We start from the raw sequence: 21,094 nt of genomic DNA, 5'->3' as shown, positions 1-21,094 counted from the left end.
CAAGTGTTGCTCGCGAGCCGTACAAGTGTCTCTCAGGAGCCGTGCAAGTGATAAAGAACGGGCATCTGCCGCCCAAAACAGTTTACCAACCGAAAACACAGAAACTTTAATGAATTAAATCTGCCCTCAAAACATGCCGATTCACTTTTAATGATTATTTTTGCAACCGGATAAAACCTTTATGGCCTCAGGCTGTTAATAAAAAAATGAAGAATGAAGAACAAGAAAATGAAAAATGAAGAATGAGGAATGAAGAATTAGTTATCATTTACCATTAATCATTCATCATTAACCATTCATCATTCACCATTAACCACTTACCATTATTCTATTAATAATATGGCGAACAAAAAGAATGCGCTTGTCATCATGGTTATAGCACTGCTGGTGCTGCTGGTAGGAGTAACCATCCTGCTGTTTACAGAGAAAAAGACCAATAGCGAACTCGTACAGGAGTTCCAGCTGGAAAAGGAAGACCTGGAAAACGAATACACCCGATTTGCACAGCAATACGACGAACTGAAGCTGACCGTCTCGAACGACTCGCTGGCTTACCTGCTGGAACAGGAACAGCTGAAGACACAACGGCTGCTGGAAGAACTGCGCACCGTAAAGAGCAGCAACGCCAGCGAAATACGCCGGTTGAAAAAAGAACTGGCTACCCTGCGCAAAGTCATGATAGGCTACATCAACCAGATTGACTCACTGAACCGCCTCACGGCTCACCAGAAAGAAGTGATAGCCGAGGTGACGCAGAAGTATCATGCCGCCTCGCAGCAGATCAGCAGCCTGTCGGAAGAAAAGAAAAACCTGAACGAGAAGGTGACCCTTGCCGCCCAGCTGGACGCAACCGGCATCACCCTCGAAGCCCAGAACAAGCGTGGAAAGAAGGCACGGAAGATAAAAGATGCCGTAAAACTGAAAATAGACTTCACCATCGCCAAGAACATCACGGCCGAAACGGGCGAACGGACCCTGTACGTACGCATTGCCAAGCCTGACAACTCCGTGCTGACACAAAATTCATCGGACACCTTCACTTACGAAAACCGCCAGTTGCCCTACTCCATCAAGAAATACATCGAATACAACGGAGAGGAACAGAACGTGACCGTCTACTGGAATGTGGAAGAATACCTCTACGCAGGTACTTATCAGGTCTACATCTTCACCGACGGCACCATGATAGGGTCGAAGGAATTTACGTTGAAGTAAGAAGTTGAAAGGGGGAGAGAAGTTAAAAGCCGATAGATTTCAGAACAGAAAACTTCGCCCTTACTCCCCTCCCCCCCAGCCTTAAGCCTTAAACTCTCAACCTTAAACCATACCCCATCCCCCTCATTCCGTATTAAAAAGTTTAAAGTATTTTGCCGTATCGGCGAAAGCATATACATTCGCATTATTGCCTATGCAATAATTGTTTTTATAAAGAACTCATTTCATTACTTACACTAACGTATGCAGACTATGAAAAAAGTCTTATGTATCATCTATTTGGCCCTCCTTGCCTTTCCCATGAGCGCACAGCGTGTCCTCAGCCTGGATAGTTGTCGTGCATTGGCCATCGCCAACAACAAAGAATTGCTGATAAGCCAGGAAAAAATCAATGCCGCGCACTACCAGAAGAAAGCGGCATTCACCAACTACCTTCCCAAGCTGTCGGCAACAGGCGGATATATGCGCAACCAGAAAGAATTCTCCCTGCTGAGCGATGCACAGAAAGGCGCACTCGGATCGGTAGGTACACAGGTCAGCGGCGCCATGCAGAGCGGTATACAGGGATTGCTGACACAGCACCCCGAACTGATACAGAATCCGCAATTCATGGCATTGCTGCAAGCATTGGGAAGTGCCGACATCGCCACCCCGCTCAACAATCTGGGCAACGCGCTCGTTGATGCCTTCCGCACCGACACCCGCAACATGTATGGCGGAGCACTGACCCTGACACAACCCCTCTATATGGGTGGAAAGATACGAGCCTACAACAAGATTACCCGATATGCCGAAGAGCTGGCACGCCAGCAACACAACAGCGGCATGCAGGACGTCATACTGAGCACCGACCAGGCCTACTGGCAGGTGGTGTCGCTGGCCAATAAGAAAAGGCTGGCCGAAAGCTACCTGCAACTGTTGCAGAAGCTGGACGGCGACATGCAGAAGATGATAGCCGAAGGAGTGGCTACCAAAGCCGACGGACTGTCGGTAAAGGTAAAGGTGAACGAAGCCGAAATGACCATGACCAAGGTGGACGACGGACTGAGCCTGGCACGCATGCTGCTGTGTCAGTTGTGCGGTCTGGACTTGAGCAGCCCCATCACCCTGGCCGACGAACAGGAAGAAGACCTGCCCCTATCCTCCATAGCTGCCAACGGAATCGACCTGGAGCAAGTGTACAGTCTGCGCCCCGAAGTACGCAGTCTGGAGCTTGCGGCAGAGATATACAAGCAGAAGGTAAACGTAGAACGCTCGGCTTACATGCCCTCCATCGCCCTGATGGGAAACTACATCGCTACCAATCCGTCCGTCTTCAACAGCTTTGAAAAGAAGTTCAAAGGCATGTGGAACGTAGGCGTAGTCGTATCGATGCCGATATGGCACTGGGGTGAAGGCATCTACAAGGTAAAGGCAGCCAAGGCGGAAGCCCGCATCGCCCGCTACCAACTGGAAGAAGCCAAGGAGAAGATAGAACTGCAAGTCAGCCAGTCGGCCTTCAAGGTGCGCGAAGCGACCAAAAAGCTGGCCATGGCCGAGAAAAACCTGGAAAAAGCCAACGAAAACCTGCGTTACGCCAATCTGGGCTTTGAAGAAGGAGTGATACCCGCCAGCAACGTGCTCGAAGCACACACGGCATGGCTTTCGGCACAGTCGGAAAAGATTGACGCACAAATCGACGTGAAGCTGACCGAAATCTATCTGAAGAAGGCGACGGGAGTGCTGCAGTAAGGGTAGAGGGTGGGGATCCATAGCCAGGGTTTGTGGGGCCTCACCCCCGGCCCCTCTCCCAAGGAGAGGGGGGAAGGGAATGAATACTTAAGAACTCAAAAACTCATAAACTTAAAAACTTAAGAACTTAAATCCCCCTCGTCAACTTGTCAACTCGTCAACTAAAAACTAGAAACTAGAAACTAAAAAACTCATAAACTAAAATGGATACAAAATCACAAAACAGCAATATGCTGTTGGCATTCCTCACGCTGACCGGAGTGATTGCCATTGTTGCCGTCATTGGCTTCTTTATGCTGCGCAAAGGTCCTGAAATCGTACAGGGACAGGCAGAAGTAACCGAATACCGCGTGTCGAGCAAGGTACCCGGACGTATCCTGGAATTCCGTGTCAAGGAAGGACAAACCGTCCGTGCAGGAGACACACTGGCCATACTCGAAGCACCCGACGTGCAGGCCAAACTGGAACAGGCACGTGCCGCCGAAGCTGCCGCACAGGCACAGAACGAAAAGGCGCTGAAAGGTGCCCGCCAGGAACAGATTCAGGCTGCCTACGAAATGTGGCAGAAGGCACAGGCAGGAGTGACCATCGCCGAGAAGTCGTACAAACGCATCAAGAACCTGTACGACCAGGGAGTGGTATCGGCACAGAAATTAGACGAAATCACTGCCCAGAAAGACGCCGCACTGGCTACCGAAAAGGCTGCCAAGGCACAATACACCATGGCCAAGAACGGTGCCGAACGTGAGGACAAGGCTGCCGCCGCCGCACTGGTGAATCGAGCCAAAGGAGCTGTAGCCGAAGTGGAATCGTACATCAACGAAACGTACCTCATCGCACAGAAAAACGGAGAGGTGTCTGAAATCTTCCCCAAACAGGGCGAACTGGTAGGTACCGGCGCACCCATCATGAACGTTGCCGTAATGGACGACATGTGGGTAACCTTCAACGTACGCGAAGACTTGCTGCAAAGCCTGACCGTGGGTACGGAGTTCGAAGCCTTTGTACCTGCACTGGACAAAAACATCCGACTGAAAGTGAACTACATGAAGGACCTGGGTACGTATGCTGCCTGGAAAGCTACCAAGACAACCGGACAGTTCGACCTGAAAACCTTCGAAGTAAGAGCCCTGCCGACCGACAAGGTGGAAGGTCTGCGACCGGGTATGAGTGTGATACTGGATAGAGAATAACGACGATGATCAACAGCCAGTCCAAACATAAAGCCCTGTTGGCCGTGATGAAGCGCGAATGTCGCCGCCTCGTCGCACGGCCGCTGTACCTGTTCTGCATGGTAGTGGCACCGCTGTTCTGCTACGTGTTCTTCACCACGCTGATGGACTCGGGTCTGCCCATCAATCTGCCCGCCGGTGTCGTGGACCAGGACATGAGCAGCACCTCGCGCCAGCTGGTACGCAATCTGGACGCTTTCGAGCAGACGGCCATCGTGGCCCACTATCCTACCTTCAACGAAGCACGGACAGCCATGCAGCGGGGCGAGATCTACGGATTCTACTACATACCCGAAGGACTGTCGGCCAAGGCACAGGCGCAACGCCAGCCCAAAGTGTCGTTCTACACCAACAACACCATGCTGATAGCCGGCTCCCTGCTGTTCAGGGACATGAAGATGATGAGCGAGCTGGCATCGGGCGCCGCCGCACGCACCGCCCTCTATGCCAAAGGTGCTACCGAAGACCAGGCCATGGCCTTCCTGCAACCCATCGTCATCGACACGCATCCGCTGAACAATCCCTGGCTGAACTACTCCGTCTACCTGTGCAACACGTTTGCACCGGGAGTGCTGATGCTGCTCATCTTTATGGTGACTGTCTACTCCATCGGTGTGGAGATAAAGGACCGTACCGCCCGCGAATGGCTGCACATGGGCAACAACTCCATCTGGATTTCACTGGCGGGGAAGTTGCTTCCGCATACAGCCATCTTCTTCCTGATGGGTATATTATATAATGTATACCTATACGGATTCCTGCACTTCCCGTGCAACAACGGCATCCTGCCCATGCTGCTGGCTACCCTCTGCCTGGTACTGGCATCGCAAGGCATGGGCATCCTGATGATAGGCACGCTGCCTACCCTCCGCTTAGGGCTGAGCTTTGCCTCGTTGTGGGGAGTGCTTTCGTTCTCGATGTGCGGTCTGTCGTTCCCGGCCATGGCCATGCACCCTACGCTGCAGGCACTGGCCAACCTGTTCCCGCTGCGCCACTACTTCCTGATCTATGTAGACCAGGCACTGAACGGTTATCCCATGATCTATTCGTGGACCAACTACGTGGCACTGCTCATTTTCATGATGCTGCCCTTCCTGATAGCACACCGGCTGAAGGCTGCATTGATTTACTATAAATACATTCCCTGATGAAACAGCTGACGTTCAAACAAAGAGTCGTACAAGGCATTTACGACATGTTCTATATATGGAAACAGGAGTTCCGCACGACCTTCCGCGATCAGGGCGTGCTCATCTTCTTCATACTGGTGCCGCTGGTGTATCCGCTGATATATGCCTTTATCTATACCAACGAAACCATACGCGAGGTACCTGCCGTGGCAGTGGACAACTCGCGCTCGTCGCTGAGCCGCGAATACCTGCGCAAGGTAGACGCTACCCCCGACGTGAACATCGTGACCTACTGCGCCGACATGGAAGAAGCCAAACTGATGATGAAGGACCGCAAGGCATACGGCGTCATCTACATCCCCGCCGACTTCAGCGACAACATCGCACGGGGCAAGCAGACACAGGTCAGCCTGTACTGCGACATGAGCGGACTGCTGTACTACAAAGCCCTGCTGCTGGCCAACACCAACGTATCGCTGGCCATGAACGCCGACATCAAGATAGCACGTGCCGGCAACAGCACCGAACGGCAGGACGAAATCACCGCCTATCCCATCGAGTACGAGGACGTGGCACTGTACAACCCGACCAACGGCTTTGCCGCCTTCCTGATTCCGGTGGTGCTGATGCTGATTATCCAACAGACACTGCTGCTGGGCATCGGACTGTCCGCCGGAACAGCACGCGAGCACAACCAGTTCCGCGACCTGGTTCCCATCAACCGCCACTACAACGGTACGCTGCGCATCGTCATGGGCAAGGGACTGAGCTACTTCATGGTCTACTCGCTGGTGTCGGTCTACATCCTCTGTGTGGTACCCTGGATTTTCAAACTGAACCGTATCGCCATACCGGGCGAACTGGCTCTGTTCATCCTGCCCTACCTGGCTGCCTGCATCTTCTTCTCGATGACGGCATCCATCGCCATCCGCAATCGCGAGACGTGTATGCTGCTGTTTGTCTTCACCTCCGTACCGCTGCTGTTCCTCTCGGGCATCTCGTGGCCAGCGGCTGCCATTCCTCCGTTCTGGAAGTACTTTTCGTACATCTTCCCGTCGACGTTCGGCATCAACGGCTATGTACGCATCAACAGCATGGGGGCGACACTGAACGAGGTGGCTTTCGAATACCGTGCCTTGTGGTTGCAGGCGGGTTTCTATTTCATCACCGCCTGCCTGGTATATCGCCGGCAGATCATCCTGAGCCGCAGACACATGATAGAGGCTTACAAAAAGATGAGACAAAAGCGAGGCCTGTAATGCTTTTCCGGGATTTTAGTTACTTTAACTATCCATACAACCGAAATCTCGGAAACATTCGTACTTTTGTCAAAAACAACATCTTATGAGACACACTCTTATTTCTATCGCATGTATGCTGCTCTGCCTTTGCGCTCCGCTGAAAGCCAAAGAAAAAGTAATAGACCGGCCTCCGTTCTGCGTGCGTAACACTACCTCTATCGAAGTCAGCAAAGTAGTACTCAGCGACACTGCTACCGTACTGCACATCTACGCCAAGTACCACCCCAAATTCTGGATAAAGATTGCATCGAGTAGCTATCTGAAAGACAACAATGGCGAAACCTATCCGCTGCGTTCGGGTATCGGCATCACACCCGACCGGGAATTCTGGATGCCCGAATCGGGCGAAGCCGAGTTTCAGTTAGTGTTTCCGCCCCTGCTGGCAAACGCTACTTCCGTCAACTTCAGCGAAGGAAGCGAAGTGGAACAGGGATTCAGCATCTGGGGTATTCAGCTGAAAAGCAAGAAACTGCCCGAACTTGAATTGCCCGAAGGGGCAACCGTACATCCGGTAGACAAAAACCTTGAACTGCCGCAACCCGTCTCCCAATACGGCACAGCCACGGTGAAAGGCAAGCTGCTGGACTACCATCCGGGAATGACGAAAAAAATCAGGTTCATCCTGCTCGACCCTATCAAGTCTTATACAGAATTCGAAGCCAACGTTGGAGAAGATGGCAGCTTCAGTACCACCCTTCCTGTCTGTGGCACTACACCCGCCATCTGCGCCTCCTTCGGATCGCCCATCTATTTCTACGCCGAGCCGGGCAAGACGAGCGAACTATTCATCAACCAGCGCGAACTCTCGCGCCTGCAGTCTAAGTTCCATCAGAACGCAAAGCCTTACGGCCCGCGGGTCTACATCAACGGCCCCTTGCAGGAGATAGCACAGGAACTCTCCACACATTCCTTCCACACGAACCTGACAGAAACGGCAATGGAGAAAGAAGATCTGGCATCATTCAAGACTGCGGTACTGGAAACCTTCGCCCAAAAGGAAAAGCAACTGGAGGCTCTGCCCATCTGTCGTGCCACACGGGAACTGCTGCACTTCGAACTGGACTTCAACTGTTACAACGCACTGATGCAGGCTCCCAGCATGTTGACCCAACAATACGTAGAAAAAAACAAGCTGGACAGAGAAGCTGGTTATAAATATTTCGAGAAACTGATGCAATCGAAACCGGCCGACTATGCCCCGACCAACCTCCTGAAGTCGCTGAACAATGCCCGACTGACGCAGGCTCCCTCATACTGCCTCGGCATCATCTACGCATCGGCTATCAAAGACCTGCTTGCCAAGGAATGGGGAACGGATAAAGGTGTATTCTTCGACACAGGACGTGCAGCAAAACTCTACCGTAGCATCAACGAATTTGTTCCGCTCACAGCCGAACAGACCGCCGCACTCGACTCGCTGCCTGCCGCTTACAAGCAACTACTGACCGAAGCCAACAACCACCTGCTGCAGACCATCGAAGCCAACAAAAAGAAAACAGGCTTCAACATCAACGAAGTGGGCGAAGTGAGCAACGAAGACCTGTTTGCCTCCATCATCAGCAAGTTCCGCGGCAAGCCGTTGCTCGTGGACTTCTGGGCTACGTGGTGCGGACCGTGCCGCATGGCCAACAAAGCCATGAAGCCGATGAAAGAGCAACTGAAAGACAAGGACATCGTCTACCTCTACATCACCGGTGAGACCTCGCCGCTGGAAACCTGGAAGAACATGATTCCCGACATACACGGCGAACACATCCGACTGACCAACGAACAGTGGGCTTACCTGAACGAGCACTTCCAGATAAAAGGCGTACCGACGTACTTCATCATCGACCGCGAAGGCAACATCAAATTCAAGCAAACCGGATTCCCCGGCGTGGACAAGATGAAGGAAGAACTACTGAAGGTGACCGACTGATGCCCCGCAGGCTCCGGCCTGTTCCAACATCCTATATATTATATCCCCCCCTTTATGGGACACAAGTACGGCTCGCGAACCACACTTGCACGGCTCGCGAGCCACACTCCACACTTGCACGGCTCGCGAGCCGCACTTGTGTTCTGCACGAGCCGTGCAAGTGTCCTGCAATCGCCTCACTCAAAGCCCGCATTCCGGCACTGCTCCGTCCACCCTCTTTCCTCAAAAGGAGCAAGCTTTTACAATAATTAACCCGTTGTCATTTGCTATATTACGAAATGTTCGTAGATTTGCAATGAATTCAAACTAAAACTGTATTCCATGGAAAAGTTAACAATGCAAGAAGAAGAAGTGATGTTGTACATCTGGGAACTGAAAGAATGCTTTGTAAAAGACATCCTCGCCAAATTCCCCGAACCGAAGCCCCCCTACACCACCGTGGCCTCGATCGTGAAAAACCTGGAACGGAAGCAATATGTGAAACCCACACGCATGGGAAACACATACCGCTACACACCGCTGATCCGCGAAAGCGAATACAAACGGACGTTCATGAGCGGCTTTGTCCGCAACTACTTTGCCAATTCGTACAAGGAGATGGTCTCGTTCTTCGCCAAGGAACAGAAGATCTCGGCCAACGACTTGAAAGATATAATTGATATGATTGAGAAAGGAAAGGAGAAGTGAAAAATTCCTTTTCAACGAAGAATGAAGAATGTCCGCCTTGCGGACAAATGAAGAATTTCTCCATCGTACAAGAAAAGTTCTTCATCCGCCATTTTTAATTCTTCATTCTTAATTCTTCATTTTTAATTGAAAGATATGGTCTATTTTTTGAAAATCAACGTAGCGATAGCCTTGTTCTATGCCTTCTACCGGCTGTTCTTCTACAAGGACACGTTCTTCACCTGGAGGCGGACGGCTCTGCTGTGCTTCTTTGCCGTATCGGCTATTGTGCCGCTGTTCAACATCCAGACCTGGATTGAGCAGCAGGAACCGATGGCAGCTATGGCCGACTTGTATGCCACCGTGGTGCTGCCCGAACTAACACTGACACCACAGCCCGAAACGGACTGGAAGCAACTGCTGGCCGACGGCATCGGGATCGTCTACTGGCTGGTGGTAGCCTTGCTGACGGCACGCTTCCTGGTGCAGCTGACAGGCATTATCCGCCTGGGCCGACGTTGCCCCACGCAGAAAATAGACGATACCACCGTACATCTGCTTCCACGACCGGAAGGTCCGTTCTCGTTCTTCCACTGGATATTTGTCTATCCCGACGCACACACCGGCGAAGAACTGCACGAGATACTGACGCACGAGCGCACCCATGCCCGACAATGGCACTCCATCGACGTGATGATAGGCGAACTGGCGTGCATCGTCTGCTGGTTCAATCCCTTTGCCTGGCTCATGAAGCGGGAAATACGTACGAACTTAGAGTACATGGCCGACGAAAAGGTACTGGAGACCGGCCACGACTCGCGCACTTACCAATACCACTTGTTGGGTTTGTCACATCATAAGGCTGCAGCAACCATCTATAACAGTTTCAATGTTTTACCCCTAAAAAAGCGCATCACTATGATGAACAAAAGAAGAACCCGAGCAATAGGGAGAACCAAATACCTGATGTTCCTCCCGCTGGCCGCCCTGCTGATGATAGTCAGCAACATCGAGGCCGTGGCACGCGCCACACAGAAGATTACTGCTGAAGTTATGGAAGCTGTCACTCCCGCCGAAACACCCGAAGTACAGCCTCAACCTGAAAACATCGCTCCACTGCCCAAGCAAAAGCCTGATAACATCGCCCCATCGTCTCAACCAGAAATGAATGTTGCTCCTATACCCCAGCAGGAAAAGAGCTAGAAGGTGACTTACAAAGGAAAGATTGTGGACGACGAAGCGGGTAATCCGATTAGCGATGTAAAAATCATCGTCGACCATAAGTATCAGTCAATTACCAAAAGTACAGTCAACGCCCAAGGAGAATTCCGTATAGAGACGTCACCCGAAGCAAGTATCCTGTTTGAACATACTAAAAGTGACGGCAGCAAACTGGTGCGATTCTGTACACCCAAAGTATTGGCACAAATGAATCCCGACAACATGGTCATTGAGCTGATACCTTATATAGATATCAAAACAGCAGCAACCGAAGCCGATGTATATGAAGTCGTAGAAAACATGCCGGAATTCCCCAACGGAGGCATGACGGCTTTAATGAAGTACTTATCCGACAACATCCGCTATCCCGAAGCTGCTCATAAGGCTGGCATACAAGGACGTGTCACCGTGCAGTTTGTGGTTGGCAAGGACGGAAGCATCGGAAACGTAAGCATCCTGAGAGGTGTCAACGCTGATTTGGATGCCGAAGCCATTCGCGTCATCAGCAGTATGCCCAAGTGGAAACCGGGCACACAGAAAGGCGAACCGGTCAAAGTGAAATACACCGTCCCAGTCATGTTCCGCCTGGCTCCTGAACCGGTGGAGAAAATAGACGAAACTACTGTGGTAGGCTACCACACACCCGTAGCAGGCGAAGTATATGACGTCGTGGACAAGATGCCCGAATTCCCCGGCGGCATGACCGGCCTGATGCAATACCTCAGTAAGAACATCCGCTATCCGGCCGAAGCCCAAACCAAAGGTATACAAGGAAGAGTGACAGTAGCGGTCATCATCAACACCGAAGGTAAGGCTGTCAACGCCAGCATTGTCCGAAGCGTCGACCCCAGCCTGGATGCAGAAGCTCTGCGCGTGGCCGGCACCATGCCCGACTGGGTACCCGGCACCAAGGACGGAAAGCCTGTGAACGTGAAATACACCTTCCCGGTGACCTTCCGCCTGCAATAATAATTCTCTCTTTACATAATTGATTCACTACAGAGTGACACAGCGTAACACGGAGTTTATATTTCTTGAACTCTGTGTCACTCTGTGGTGAATGCTTATTTCTTCACCTGCACAATCCGTGTCGGCTCCATCTCAATGTTGCGCTTGTCCACTTGGCGCACCACAGCAGCGGCCAGCTGAAGGAAGGCACGACCGGTGAGGGTATCAGAGTCGAGAGCCACAGGTGTACCCTTGTCGCCGCTCTCGCAAATGCTCTGCACGATGGGGATTTGTCCCAGCAAAGGCACCTTCAATTCCTCGGCAAGCTGTTTGCAACCGTCCTTACCAAAAATGTAGTACTTGTTCTCCGGCAGTTCGGCTGGGGTAAACCACGCCATGTTCTCTACCAATCCCAGAATAGGCACGTTCACCTTGTCGTTGGTATACATGTCCACGCCCTTGCGTGCATCGGCCAGAGCCACCTGCTGCGGTGTGCTGACAATGACAGCACCCGTGATGGCAAGCGTCTGGAGCAGTGTCAGATGGATGTCGCTCGTGCCCGGAGGAGTATCGAGGATAAAGTAGTCGAGGTCGCCCCAGTCGGCATCGCCCACCAGCTGCTTCAGTGCGTTGCTGGCCATACCGCCACGCCACAGGGTAGCCTGTTCGGGATTGACAAAGAAGCCGATAGACAGCAGTTTCAAACCGTACTTCTCGATGGGGATGATGAGGTCACGGCCATCGATACGCTCGGCATACGGACGGGCGTCCTCCACCTGGAACATTTTAGGGACGGAGGGACCGAAAATATCGGCATCGAGCAGACCTACCTTGTACCCCAGCTTCACCAAGGCTACGGCCAGATTGGCAGCTACGGTACTCTTGCCTACCCCACCCTTGCCGCTCGATACGGCAATAACGTTCTTCACACGGGGCAGCATCTTGCCCGGTTCAGGACGGGCTGCCTGACGGCTTTCGGTAGTGATGGTCACCTCCACGTCGGGCGACACATAGGTATGGATGGCCGTTTCGGCCGACTTCAATATGGATTTCATGAAGGGGTCGGTAGGCTTCTCGAAGATGAGTGAGAAGCTGACCTTCATACCGTCGATACGCAAATTGTCGGCCACCATTTCGGCTTCGACAAGGTTCTTGCCGTTGCCCGGATAGCGCACGGTGGCCAGTGCGTCGAGAATGAGTTTCGGATAAAGAGTCATAATTGTTATTTATAAAGCGTTAAGAAGTTAGAGGAAGTTAGAAGGGTAAAGGGCGATAACCCCTTCTAACTTTTTTAACTTCCAATTCATATTATTTGCTTGTCTGAAGCCCGCTCCGCTTGCTGCGGTTGTAGCTTCGGTATTCATCGAGTTCTATCTCCACATCGGGCTCGGCGAGGACACCTTCGTGAGGCAAGCGGAAACGGATGTACTTGATGTTCAGCCCGCGGTCCAGCCATTGCTGCTCGTAGTAGGTGCGGATGCTGAGTATCTCGTCGGCCAGTCCCGAGTGATACAGGTCTTCGGTCATCACTTCGACGGGCAGGTGGTTGTGCTCCACCATGTACTTGGTGTAGGTGAACATAAAGTTGCTGTCCGTCTTCAGATGTACCAGCCCACCATCTACCAGAAAACGGCGGTAACGCTCCATAAAGTAGGTGGAAGTAAGCCGCTTCGTAGCCTTCTTCATCTGTGGGTCGGAGAAGGTAAGCCAGATTTCGCTCACCTCGCCCGGTGCAAAGAAGCGGTCGATGATTTCGATGTTGGTACGCAGGAAGGCGACGTTCGTCATACCCGCCTGAAGCGATTCGGTAGCCCCTGTCCACATACGGGCCCCTTTGATATCGACACCGATGAAGTTCTTCTCGGGGAAGAGACGGCCCAGGCCGACGGTGTACTCACCCCGGCCACAACCCAGTTCGAGTACGATGGGGCGGTCGTTCTTGAAAAACGTTTCTCCCCAGTGGCCTTTCATGTCGAAAGGCACGTCATCGACTACCGAATAGGGGTATTCAAACACGTGCGGGTACTCCCGCATATCTGCAAATTTCGCTAATTTTCCTTTTCCCATAATTTAGAAAGTCTCCACCCAACCGGTATGGCAATAAAACGACCGGTCGGCGAAGGATTGGTGAAACAATGCATATTGTTCGACGCCCGTACAGTGGCACACCCCTAACCGTTGCGGCAGGTTGTCTGACAAGTAACGGGCTATCACGTTGTATTTTCCGGTTCCTGCCGTGCGGATATGAAAACCACCCAGCACCAGCTTCAACACTCCCTCCGGAAATGCCTCGCGCACCGTGCGGAGGATATTGGTGATGCCCCGGTGCGAGCAGGCACTCAGCACAGCCAAGTCGAAGTCGCGCTTCAGCACCAGTGCCAGTTCGTCGTCGAAACGGTCGGGACGTTTCTGTCCGTCGGTCAGCGTGTAGAAATGTTCGAAATGCGTGTCGGCCTCATCGGCTACAGGCAATTGAGGGAAGACAAAGACACCCGGAAGAATCTCTTCGGTCTGCCCGACAAAACGGAAGCGGGCAAGATCAAGGTCATCAGGGTGCATCAGGCCGTTTTCACGCTCGTCCTTGTATTTGGGACGGAGAGCCTCACGCTTGCATACCACCGTGGCGCGGTCGTTCAACCGAAGAAAGTGATGCAGACCGCCCGTATGGTCACGATGCCCGTGAGACAGGACAAGGCAATCCACTTCGCGCAGATCGATGCCCAGCTGACGGGCATTGCGGATGAAAAGGTCGGACGCACCGGTATCGAACAGTACCTTATGCCCTGCCACATCAACAAGCAGGGAAAGCCCGTGCTCTCCCTGCAAGCCCTTGCCATAGACCGTGTTCTCGACAAGGGTGGTTATCTTTATGTCTCTGTTCACGCCGGTCATTCCACAACGGTTACCCATCCGTGCACGTCGGGTTCGTCGCCGTACTGGATGGCACGCAACTTGTGATAAAGTTTAGAGCAGACCTCACCCGGCTTGCCGTCTTTCGAGATGACGTACGAACGGTTGTTCTCGGGGTCGTCGATGCGCTGGATGGGGCTGATAACAGCTGCCGTACCGCAAGCACCGGCTTCCTCGAATGTAGCCAGTTCTTCTTCGGGGATGGGACGACGCTCTACCTTCATGCCCATGTCTTCGGCCAGTTGCATCAAACTCTTGTTAGTTATGGACGGAAGGATGGAAGTAGACAACGGCGTGATGTACGTATTGTCCTTGATGCCGAAGAAGTTGGCGGCACCACACTCGTCCATGTATTTCTTCTCCTTGGCATCGAGGTAGAACTCTGCCGAATAGCCGGCGTCGTGAGCTTCCTTGCTGGCACGCAGGCTGGCTGCATAGTTACCGCCCACCTTGAACGTACCGGTGCCGAGCGGAGCCGCACGGTCGTACTTGCGGGTGATGACGTAAGGAGTAGTGGCAAACCCGCCTTTGAAGTACGGACCTACAGGCGTAACGAATATCAGGAAAAGATACTCATTGGAGGGTTTCACACCAACCTGTGCACCCGTACCTACCAACAACGGACGGATGTAGAGTGATGCACCACTCTCGTAAGGCGGAATGAAGCGTTCGTTCAGCTTCACCACCTTCAGCACAGCCTCGCGGAAACGTTCTGTCGGGAGTTCGGGCATCAGAATGCCACGGCAGGTGGATTGCAGACGGGCAGCGTTTTCCTCCAGACGGAAGATACGCACCTTGCCGTCTTTACCCTTGAAAGCCTTCAAACCTTCGAAAGCTTCCTGTCCGTAGTGCAGACAGGTAGCCGCCATGTGCATGGGGATGGTTTCCTCGCTGCATACTTCCAGCTCGCCCCACTGACCGTTACGATGATAAATTCTCACGTTGTAGTCTGTCTTCATGTATCCGAAGGACAGATTTGACCAATCAATTTCTTTCATATCTTTAAAGTTTTGAATATTCCTGCTTTGCTAATTGCAACAAAAATAATCTTTATTCTTCACTTTCTTGCTTTTCAGCCAGTATTTTTTCGATTTCCTGGTCAGCTTTGGTCAGTTTGCTCTCGCAGAAAGCGATGATTTCATTGGCTTCCTTTATTTTCTCGGCCAGTTCATCAATCTCCAGTTCGTTGTTGTCAATCTGGCTGACTATCTTCTCCAGGCGGTTCATGGCCTGGCTGTAGGTTTCTTTTTTCTTGGTTGACGGCATATGATTCAGTTTATACGAGTTAAGAAATTAAGGAGTAAAGCCGATAGTCTTGTAATGGAGAATGGATAATGGATAATGAATACACGCAACTTCATTCTCAGTTCTCAATTATCAATTATCCATTCTCCATTCTTCGTTCAGCAGATTCTCCATTCACTACCGACTGCACTTCGCCCCGATAGAGCCGGGTTACGAGCCTGTCGCCCGGGCTTAGCAAAGCGGCGTCTTTAACGGCTTTGCCATCCTTCAGCGTGATGCTGTAGCCACGTGCCAGCAACTTGTCGGGCGAGGCATCGGCAAGGCGTTGCTTCAACAGCTCCAGCTTGTGGCGATGGCGGGCAAGCACAGCCTCCACCGAACGGTGCAAGTCCTTACGGGCGGTGAGCAGTTCCAACTTGGCAGACGATACCCGGCGGACGGACGCTGTAGGAATGCGGTTGCGACACTGTTGCAGGCGGTTGCGTTCCCACTTCAGGCAGGCAGTGACACCTTCGTACAGGCGGACAGCGAGGTCGTTCAGGCGGTCGGCAGCTTCGTCCATGCGGGCAATGAGGTATTCGGCGGCGGCAGTAGGCGTCTTCACACGGACGTGTGCCACGGAGTCGAGCACCGTATCGTCGCGCTCGTGCCCGATGCCGGTGATGATGGGCAGCGGGAACTGGGCACAGGCAGCAGCCAGCAGGTAGGTATCGAAGCAGGAAAGGTCGGACGTGGCTCCTCCACCACGGATGATGACTACCACGTCGAAGTCGTCAGCGCGGCTGTTGATGCTGTCGAGCGCAGCAAGCATCGATTCCTCCACACGGTCGCCCTGCATGGCGGCGGCAAAGAGTTCGGTATGGAAGTAATATCCGCGCGGATTGTTCGTCAGCTGATGACAGAAGTCACCGTAGCCGGCAGCCGTGGCCGAGGAGATGACGGCTACGCGTCGGGGCAGTTCGGGCATGGGCAGTTCCTTGTTCAGAGTCAGCACGCCTTCCTCCTCCAACTGCTTCAGAATCTCGCGACGGCGGCGGGCCATGTCGCCCAGCGTATAGGTGGGGTCGATGTCGTGCACGGTCAGGCTGAAGCCGTAGAGTTCGTGGAAGCCGACAGAGACCTGCACCAGCACCTTGATGCCTGCCGTGAAAACCTGCCCCGTACTCTCTTCGAAGTAGGGACGGAGCAAACGGAAGACGTTGTTCCAGATGACGCCACGTGCCTTAGCCACGAGGTTGTTGCTACGCGGGTCCTTCTGCACGAACTCCACATAGCAATGGCCTGTAGCGGGGTGCACGCGCACTTCACTCAGTTCGGCCTGTACCCAATACTCGTCGGGCAGGCACTGCTCAAGGCTGCGCCGCACCAAGGCATTGAGGTCGTATAAGGATAATGCATCCATAGGATCGTTTTAACAGATATAATTGACAAGGAAGTAGAAAAGTCGATAAGGGAATGGTCGACAAGGCTACCATACTTGCCATATACAGGATTGATTATTAATAGGTTAATAAATCCAAGGGAAAGGCGATTGTACCCCACTCGTGGGGTGCTTCCATACCCCACGAGTGCCCTATGATCATACCCCACGAGTGGGGTATCAAAGTACCCCACCCGTGGGGTGCAACTGCCCCTCTTGTGCCCATCCCAAATGGAGAACGGGAAGACAAAGCAGGGGCAACGGGAAACGGTCTTCTGATATTCCTGATAAGCTTTCCACATGTCAGGCACGCCATAGCCATAAATGTTGTCAGGGAAGTCGGCGCGGTCGCCCGAACGGCGAACCAGTTCGATGACTTCCTTGGCCGTCAGCGTGGGACAGGCCTGCCACAAGCAGGTGACCATGCCGCACATGATGGGCGAAGAGAAGGAGGTTCCGTTGGCTCTGCCCTGATTGCCATCGGTACGGATAACGTCGGCTCCCAGCCCCACCGCCACGACATCGGGCTTCACACGACCGTCGGCCGTATTACCGATGGAAGAGAACGGTGCCAGCAAGGCTTTCTTATCGATGGCACCCACGGTCAGGACATTGTCGGCATCGCCCGGAGGGGTAATCTTCTTCCACGAACCTTGTCCCGAATTGCCGGCGCTGCACACCAGTATCATGCCCTTGTCGGCCACGCGCGATGCCTGACGCGACATCAGGGAGTAGTGTCCGTCGAGGTCGCGGAAGCGGTAATTCTTCGACGGGTCGTCGAAGGAATAGTAACCCAGCGAGGTGTTGATGACGTCCACGCCCACGCTGTCGGCAAACTCGACCGCCGCTGCCCAATAGTCCTGCTCTACCAGGTGCTCGGAATACTCGTCTTCGCTGCGCAGCAACCAGAAGGAGGCTTCGGGCGCGGTACCTATCATCACGTTGGGACGGTTCATTCCGATGCACGACAGTACGCTCAGGCCGTGGCTGCTCTCGGCATAGATGTCGGCCGCAGGGTTCACAAAGTCCTTTACCCCCAGAATGCGGATATTCTGCATGGCCGTTATACTGTCGACGTTATGATAGCCGGCATCTATCACGGCTATCGTCATGCCTTGCCCGCGAAAACCTGCCTGGTGCAGCTTGTCTCCCCGGCTCATCTGTATCTGCGTGACGGCTGCCCCATAGATGCTGTCGCGGTAGACGGTAGGACGATTCACCAGCGAGTCGCGCCGTTCGGAGAAGGAAGGGCCTTTGGGAGCCGTCCATACCTTCTCGGCCGTGCGGACAAAGGGGAGCGAAAGAATGCGCCCGATAAGTGCTGTGTCGTTGCACGAGACGGTGACAAAGTTATCCCACTTGCCCGTCACCACCACGTTCACGCCCTGCCGGCGTATTTCGTCGACATATTTGCGGCAAACGGGCAGGTCGGTCGAGTCGATGGGCAAATGCTGTTTGCTCCGGCGTTCGATGGCCTTCGGCGAAAGGAATTCTTCGGGTCTGTCCAGGCTATACTCCGTGGCAGCCTTGTCCTTCAGGCTGATGCGATACTTCAGCGTATCTTGCTGTGCCCCTGCCGTGAGTACGGCAAAAGCACAGGTCAGCAACAAAATCATTCGTTTCATTATCATTCTCAATTTAACATTATCAATTATCAACATACATACCTATCCCCCGCTGTGAGGCGATAAACGAACCGCCCACTACCCGGCGGCCGATGTAGAACACCGCCGACTGCCCCGGCGCAATGGCCGATGCCTCTTCGTGGAAGTGTACCAGCAGGCGACCGTCGTCGAGCCGGCGCAGCGAACAGGGAATGGGACGGCTGCGGTAGCGGATGCGCACCGTCAGAGCGTCGCTGCCCATCACTTCGGCCTCATCGGTCAGTTGCTCCTTCTCGACCAGCATGTAGCGGGTACGCAACTGTTCGGCATCGCCCAGCATCACGGTGTTCTTCTGCGGATTGATCTTCAGCACATAGGCAGGCTTGCCGAGGGCTATCTCCAGCCCCTTGCGCTGCCCGATGGTGTAGTATGGGAAGCCCTTGTGTTCGCCTAACTTCACGCCTTCGGAGTTGACAAACCATCCTTTGCCTACCTCGGTGTCTATCTCGGGACAGTGCCGGCGCAGGAAGTCGCGATAGTCGCCCTGAATGAAGCAGACTTCCATACTTTCGCCTTCGTCGGCCTTCAGCGTATAGCCCTTGTCGCGCAGATAATCGCGCACCTTCAATTTGGTATATTCGCCCAAGGGGAAGATGCAGCGGCGCAACACGTCCTGCCCTAACCGCCAGAGGAAGTAAGACTGATCTTTCTTGTCGTCGTCGCCCGCCACGATGTATATCTTTCCGTTGCGTTCTTCCAACCGGGTATAGTGCCCCGTGGCTATGTAAGCGCACCCCAGACGGTCGGCCCACTCCGTAAGGATGCGGAACTTGAACAGGGGATTGCACATCACGCAAGGGTTCGGCGTACGTCCCTGACGGTATTCGTCGATAAAGTTCTGCACGATGATCTGCCGGAAAGATTCGCGCTCGTCGGCCACGTGATGCTCGATGCCCATACTTTCGGCCAGCCGACGGGCCTCTACCGGTTCGTCGCCCCATACCCACATGGTCAGGCCTACTATGTCATAACCCTGTTCTTTCAACATCAGGCAGGTGGCGGTACTGTCGATGCCTCCGCTCATGCCTACCAGCACTTTCTTCTGCGTTCCGTCCATACTTCTATCCATCATAAAATTGCATGCGTTAGTCCTATATTCTTGAAACAAATCTGTGTAAACAGTACATCAATAATGAAATACCTGCCCCGTATGTTCAGTCACGGTGCAGAAAAAGGACTTCCGCCTGTAGTTTCCCATCTTCCGGCCGTCTGCTATGCTTCTGCCCGCAAGGCCGGACCTTAAAGTTCGAAATGCAAAAATACGTGTTTTCCAGGAAACTGCACAGCGTTTATTCCTTTTTATGACATCGGGGGAACGGCTGCCCACCGACAACGGAAGCCGGGCCGTGTAACACAAATGAAACAAGTATGACACACGGGCATAACACCTGTTTCCGACCTTTGCCGCCGAAAACCAACAGACAACAAGAAACAATGAAGAAAAACCTCCTGCTGCTGCTCATAGCCCTGCTGCCACTGGCCACCCAGGCTCAGGGAAAAGCCATCAACGAAGACGGAAAGAAAATCGATAAGGAAAAATTAGAAGGCAAAGACTACCTGCCCGAAGTACACGGTACCATCCGCTCGAAATACGAATACCAGACCGAAATGGGGGCCGGACGCTTCGAGGTACGCAATGCCCGTATCAGCCTGACAGGCAACATCCTGCCCAGCGTGGCCTACAAAGCCGAGATAGACCTGTCCGATGAAGGAGAAATCAAAATGCTGGATGCCTATGCCCGAATCTTCCCGCTCAAGGGGCTGACCGTGACGGCCGGACAGATGCGTGTGCCTTTCACCATCGATGCCCACCGCTCGCCCCACCAGCAATACTTTGCCAACCGTTCGTTCATCGCCAAGCAGGTGGGAAACGTGCGCGACGTCGGTCTGACGTTAGGTTACAAGTTGCCTACCGACATGCCCGTCAGCATCGAGGCCGGCCTGTACAACGGTTCGGGACTGACCAACCAGAAAGTGTGGCACAAGGAAGTGAACTACTCGGCCAAGGCCGAAATGTTCCTGACCAAAGGCCTGAACCTGACACTGAGCGTACAGGCCATCCAGCCGGAGGACATCCGGATGCAATCGTACGACATCGGCGCGTACTACGAGTCCGGACGCTTCCACATCGAAGGCGAGTACCTGTACAAAACCTACTCGAAGAATGCCTTTGACGATGTGCAGTCGGTAGATGCCTTTATCAACTACGACCTTCCGCTGAAAAACGGCCCCTTCACCAAGATGTCCTTCCTGGCACGCTACGACATGATGACCGACCAAAGCGACGCCAAAACCACCGACGAGACTACCGGCGCCCTGGTTACCACCGACTACAAGCGCCAACGTCTGACCGGCGGTATCACCTTCAGCCTCAGCAAGGCCTTCCGTACCGACCTGCGACTGAACTTCGAAAAATACTTCTACGCCAAGCACAGCATCGCCAAAGAGTCCGAACAAGACAAAGTGGTGCTGGAACTGATGGTACGCTTTTAA

At 53.2% G+C, this 21,094-nt stretch carries 15 protein-coding genes and 2 pseudogenes; 9 read left to right on the top strand and 8 right to left on the bottom strand.

What is annotated here, in order from left to right:
• The first annotated feature begins 339 nt into the window (after positions 1 to 339).
• The 8 genes and pseudogenes from QVP67_RS04565 (at position 340) to QVP67_RS04530 (ending at position 11,383) form a co-directional block, all read left to right on the top strand.
• A complete protein-coding gene (locus QVP67_RS04565) occupies positions 340 to 1,215 on the top strand; it encodes a hypothetical protein (protein WP_022162377.1) in 876 nt (291 codons plus the stop codon).
• A gap of 252 nt (positions 1,216 to 1,467) precedes the next feature.
• The gene (locus QVP67_RS04560; RefSeq protein ID WP_022162375.1) at positions 1,468 to 2,946 is read left to right on the top strand and encodes a TolC family protein; all 1,479 of its coding nucleotides are present in this window, start codon (positions 1,468 to 1,470) and stop codon (positions 2,944 to 2,946) included.
• A gap of 203 nt (positions 2,947 to 3,149) precedes the next feature.
• A complete protein-coding gene (locus tag QVP67_RS04555) occupies positions 3,150 to 4,139 on the top strand; it encodes an HlyD family secretion protein (RefSeq protein WP_022162374.1) in 990 nt (329 codons plus the stop codon).
• Between the two features lie 5 nt (positions 4,140 to 4,144).
• Positions 4,145 to 5,326, top strand: a complete 1,182-nt coding sequence (locus QVP67_RS04550) for an ABC transporter permease (protein WP_022162373.1) — start codon at positions 4,145 to 4,147, stop codon at positions 5,324 to 5,326.
• Positions 5,326 to 6,567, top strand: a complete 1,242-nt coding sequence (locus QVP67_RS04545) for an ABC transporter permease (protein ID WP_022162372.1) — start codon at positions 5,326 to 5,328, stop codon at positions 6,565 to 6,567. Before QVP67_RS04550 ends, QVP67_RS04545 begins: the two co-directional genes overlap by 1 nt.
• Positions 6,568 to 6,652: 85 nt before the next feature.
• Complete coding sequence (locus QVP67_RS04540; protein ID WP_022162370.1) at positions 6,653 to 8,527, top strand: TlpA family protein disulfide reductase; 1,875 nt, start codon at positions 6,653 to 6,655, stop codon at positions 8,525 to 8,527.
• A gap of 321 nt (positions 8,528 to 8,848) precedes the next feature.
• The gene (locus tag QVP67_RS04535; protein ID WP_022162369.1) at positions 8,849 to 9,214 is read left to right on the top strand and encodes a BlaI/MecI/CopY family transcriptional regulator; all 366 of its coding nucleotides are present in this window, start codon (positions 8,849 to 8,851) and stop codon (positions 9,212 to 9,214) included.
• Between the two features lie 135 nt (positions 9,215 to 9,349).
• A pseudogene (locus tag QVP67_RS04530) lies at positions 9,350 to 11,383 on the top strand (TonB family protein).
• Positions 11,384 to 11,478: 95 nt separating this feature from the next.
• Here QVP67_RS04530 and QVP67_RS04525 read toward each other — a convergent pair.
• The 8 genes and pseudogenes from QVP67_RS04525 to mnmA all read right to left on the bottom strand — a co-directional run bounded on the left by QVP67_RS04525 (position 11,479) and on the right by mnmA (position 19,673).
• The gene (locus tag QVP67_RS04525) at positions 11,479 to 12,579 is read right to left on the bottom strand and encodes an Mrp/NBP35 family ATP-binding protein (RefSeq protein ID WP_022162366.1); all 1,101 of its coding nucleotides are present in this window, start codon (positions 12,577 to 12,579) and stop codon (positions 11,479 to 11,481) included.
• A gap of 91 nt (positions 12,580 to 12,670) precedes the next feature.
• A complete protein-coding gene (gene trmB / locus QVP67_RS04520; protein WP_277120448.1) occupies positions 12,671 to 13,429 on the bottom strand; it encodes a tRNA (guanosine(46)-N7)-methyltransferase TrmB in 759 nt (252 codons plus the stop codon).
• A 3-nt stretch (positions 13,430 to 13,432) separates the two neighbouring features.
• Positions 13,433 to 14,272 (bottom strand): MBL fold metallo-hydrolase, encoded by an 840-nt coding sequence (locus QVP67_RS04515; protein ID WP_288179906.1) that lies wholly within the window; start codon positions 14,270 to 14,272, stop codon positions 13,433 to 13,435.
• Positions 14,251 to 15,270, bottom strand: coding sequence for a branched-chain amino acid aminotransferase (locus tag QVP67_RS04510; protein WP_022162363.1), 1,020 nt, complete (start codon positions 15,268 to 15,270; stop codon positions 14,251 to 14,253). The genes QVP67_RS04515 and QVP67_RS04510 overlap by 22 nt, the downstream gene beginning before the upstream one ends.
• A 52-nt stretch (positions 15,271 to 15,322) precedes the next feature.
• Positions 15,323 to 15,538, bottom strand: coding sequence for an exodeoxyribonuclease VII small subunit (gene xseB, locus QVP67_RS04505; protein ID WP_022162362.1), 216 nt, complete (start codon positions 15,536 to 15,538; stop codon positions 15,323 to 15,325).
• A gap of 115 nt (positions 15,539 to 15,653) precedes the next feature.
• A complete protein-coding gene (gene xseA, locus QVP67_RS04500; protein ID WP_288179905.1) occupies positions 15,654 to 16,919 on the bottom strand; it encodes an exodeoxyribonuclease VII large subunit in 1,266 nt (421 codons plus the stop codon).
• Between the two features lie 293 nt (positions 16,920 to 17,212).
• A pseudogene (locus tag QVP67_RS04495) lies at positions 17,213 to 18,562 on the bottom strand (S8 family peptidase); the annotation flags it as partial.
• A 22-nt stretch (positions 18,563 to 18,584) separates the two neighbouring features.
• Positions 18,585 to 19,673 (bottom strand): tRNA 2-thiouridine(34) synthase MnmA, encoded by a 1,089-nt coding sequence (gene mnmA, locus QVP67_RS04490; protein WP_022162359.1) that lies wholly within the window; start codon positions 19,671 to 19,673, stop codon positions 18,585 to 18,587.
• A 362-nt stretch (positions 19,674 to 20,035) separates the two neighbouring features.
• On the opposite strand from mnmA, the gene QVP67_RS04485 reads away from it, so the two are divergent.
• Entirely contained in the window at positions 20,036 to 21,094 is a 1,059-nt protein-coding gene (locus tag QVP67_RS04485; protein ID WP_022162357.1) for a porin, read from the top strand.

It is taken from the genome of Bacteroides sp. CAG:633 (assembly GCF_000435115.1).
Taxonomy (GTDB): domain Bacteria; phylum Bacteroidota; class Bacteroidia; order Bacteroidales; family Bacteroidaceae; genus Bacteroides; species Bacteroides ndongoniae.
This window is presented reverse-complemented; position numbering and strand designations above follow the sequence as displayed.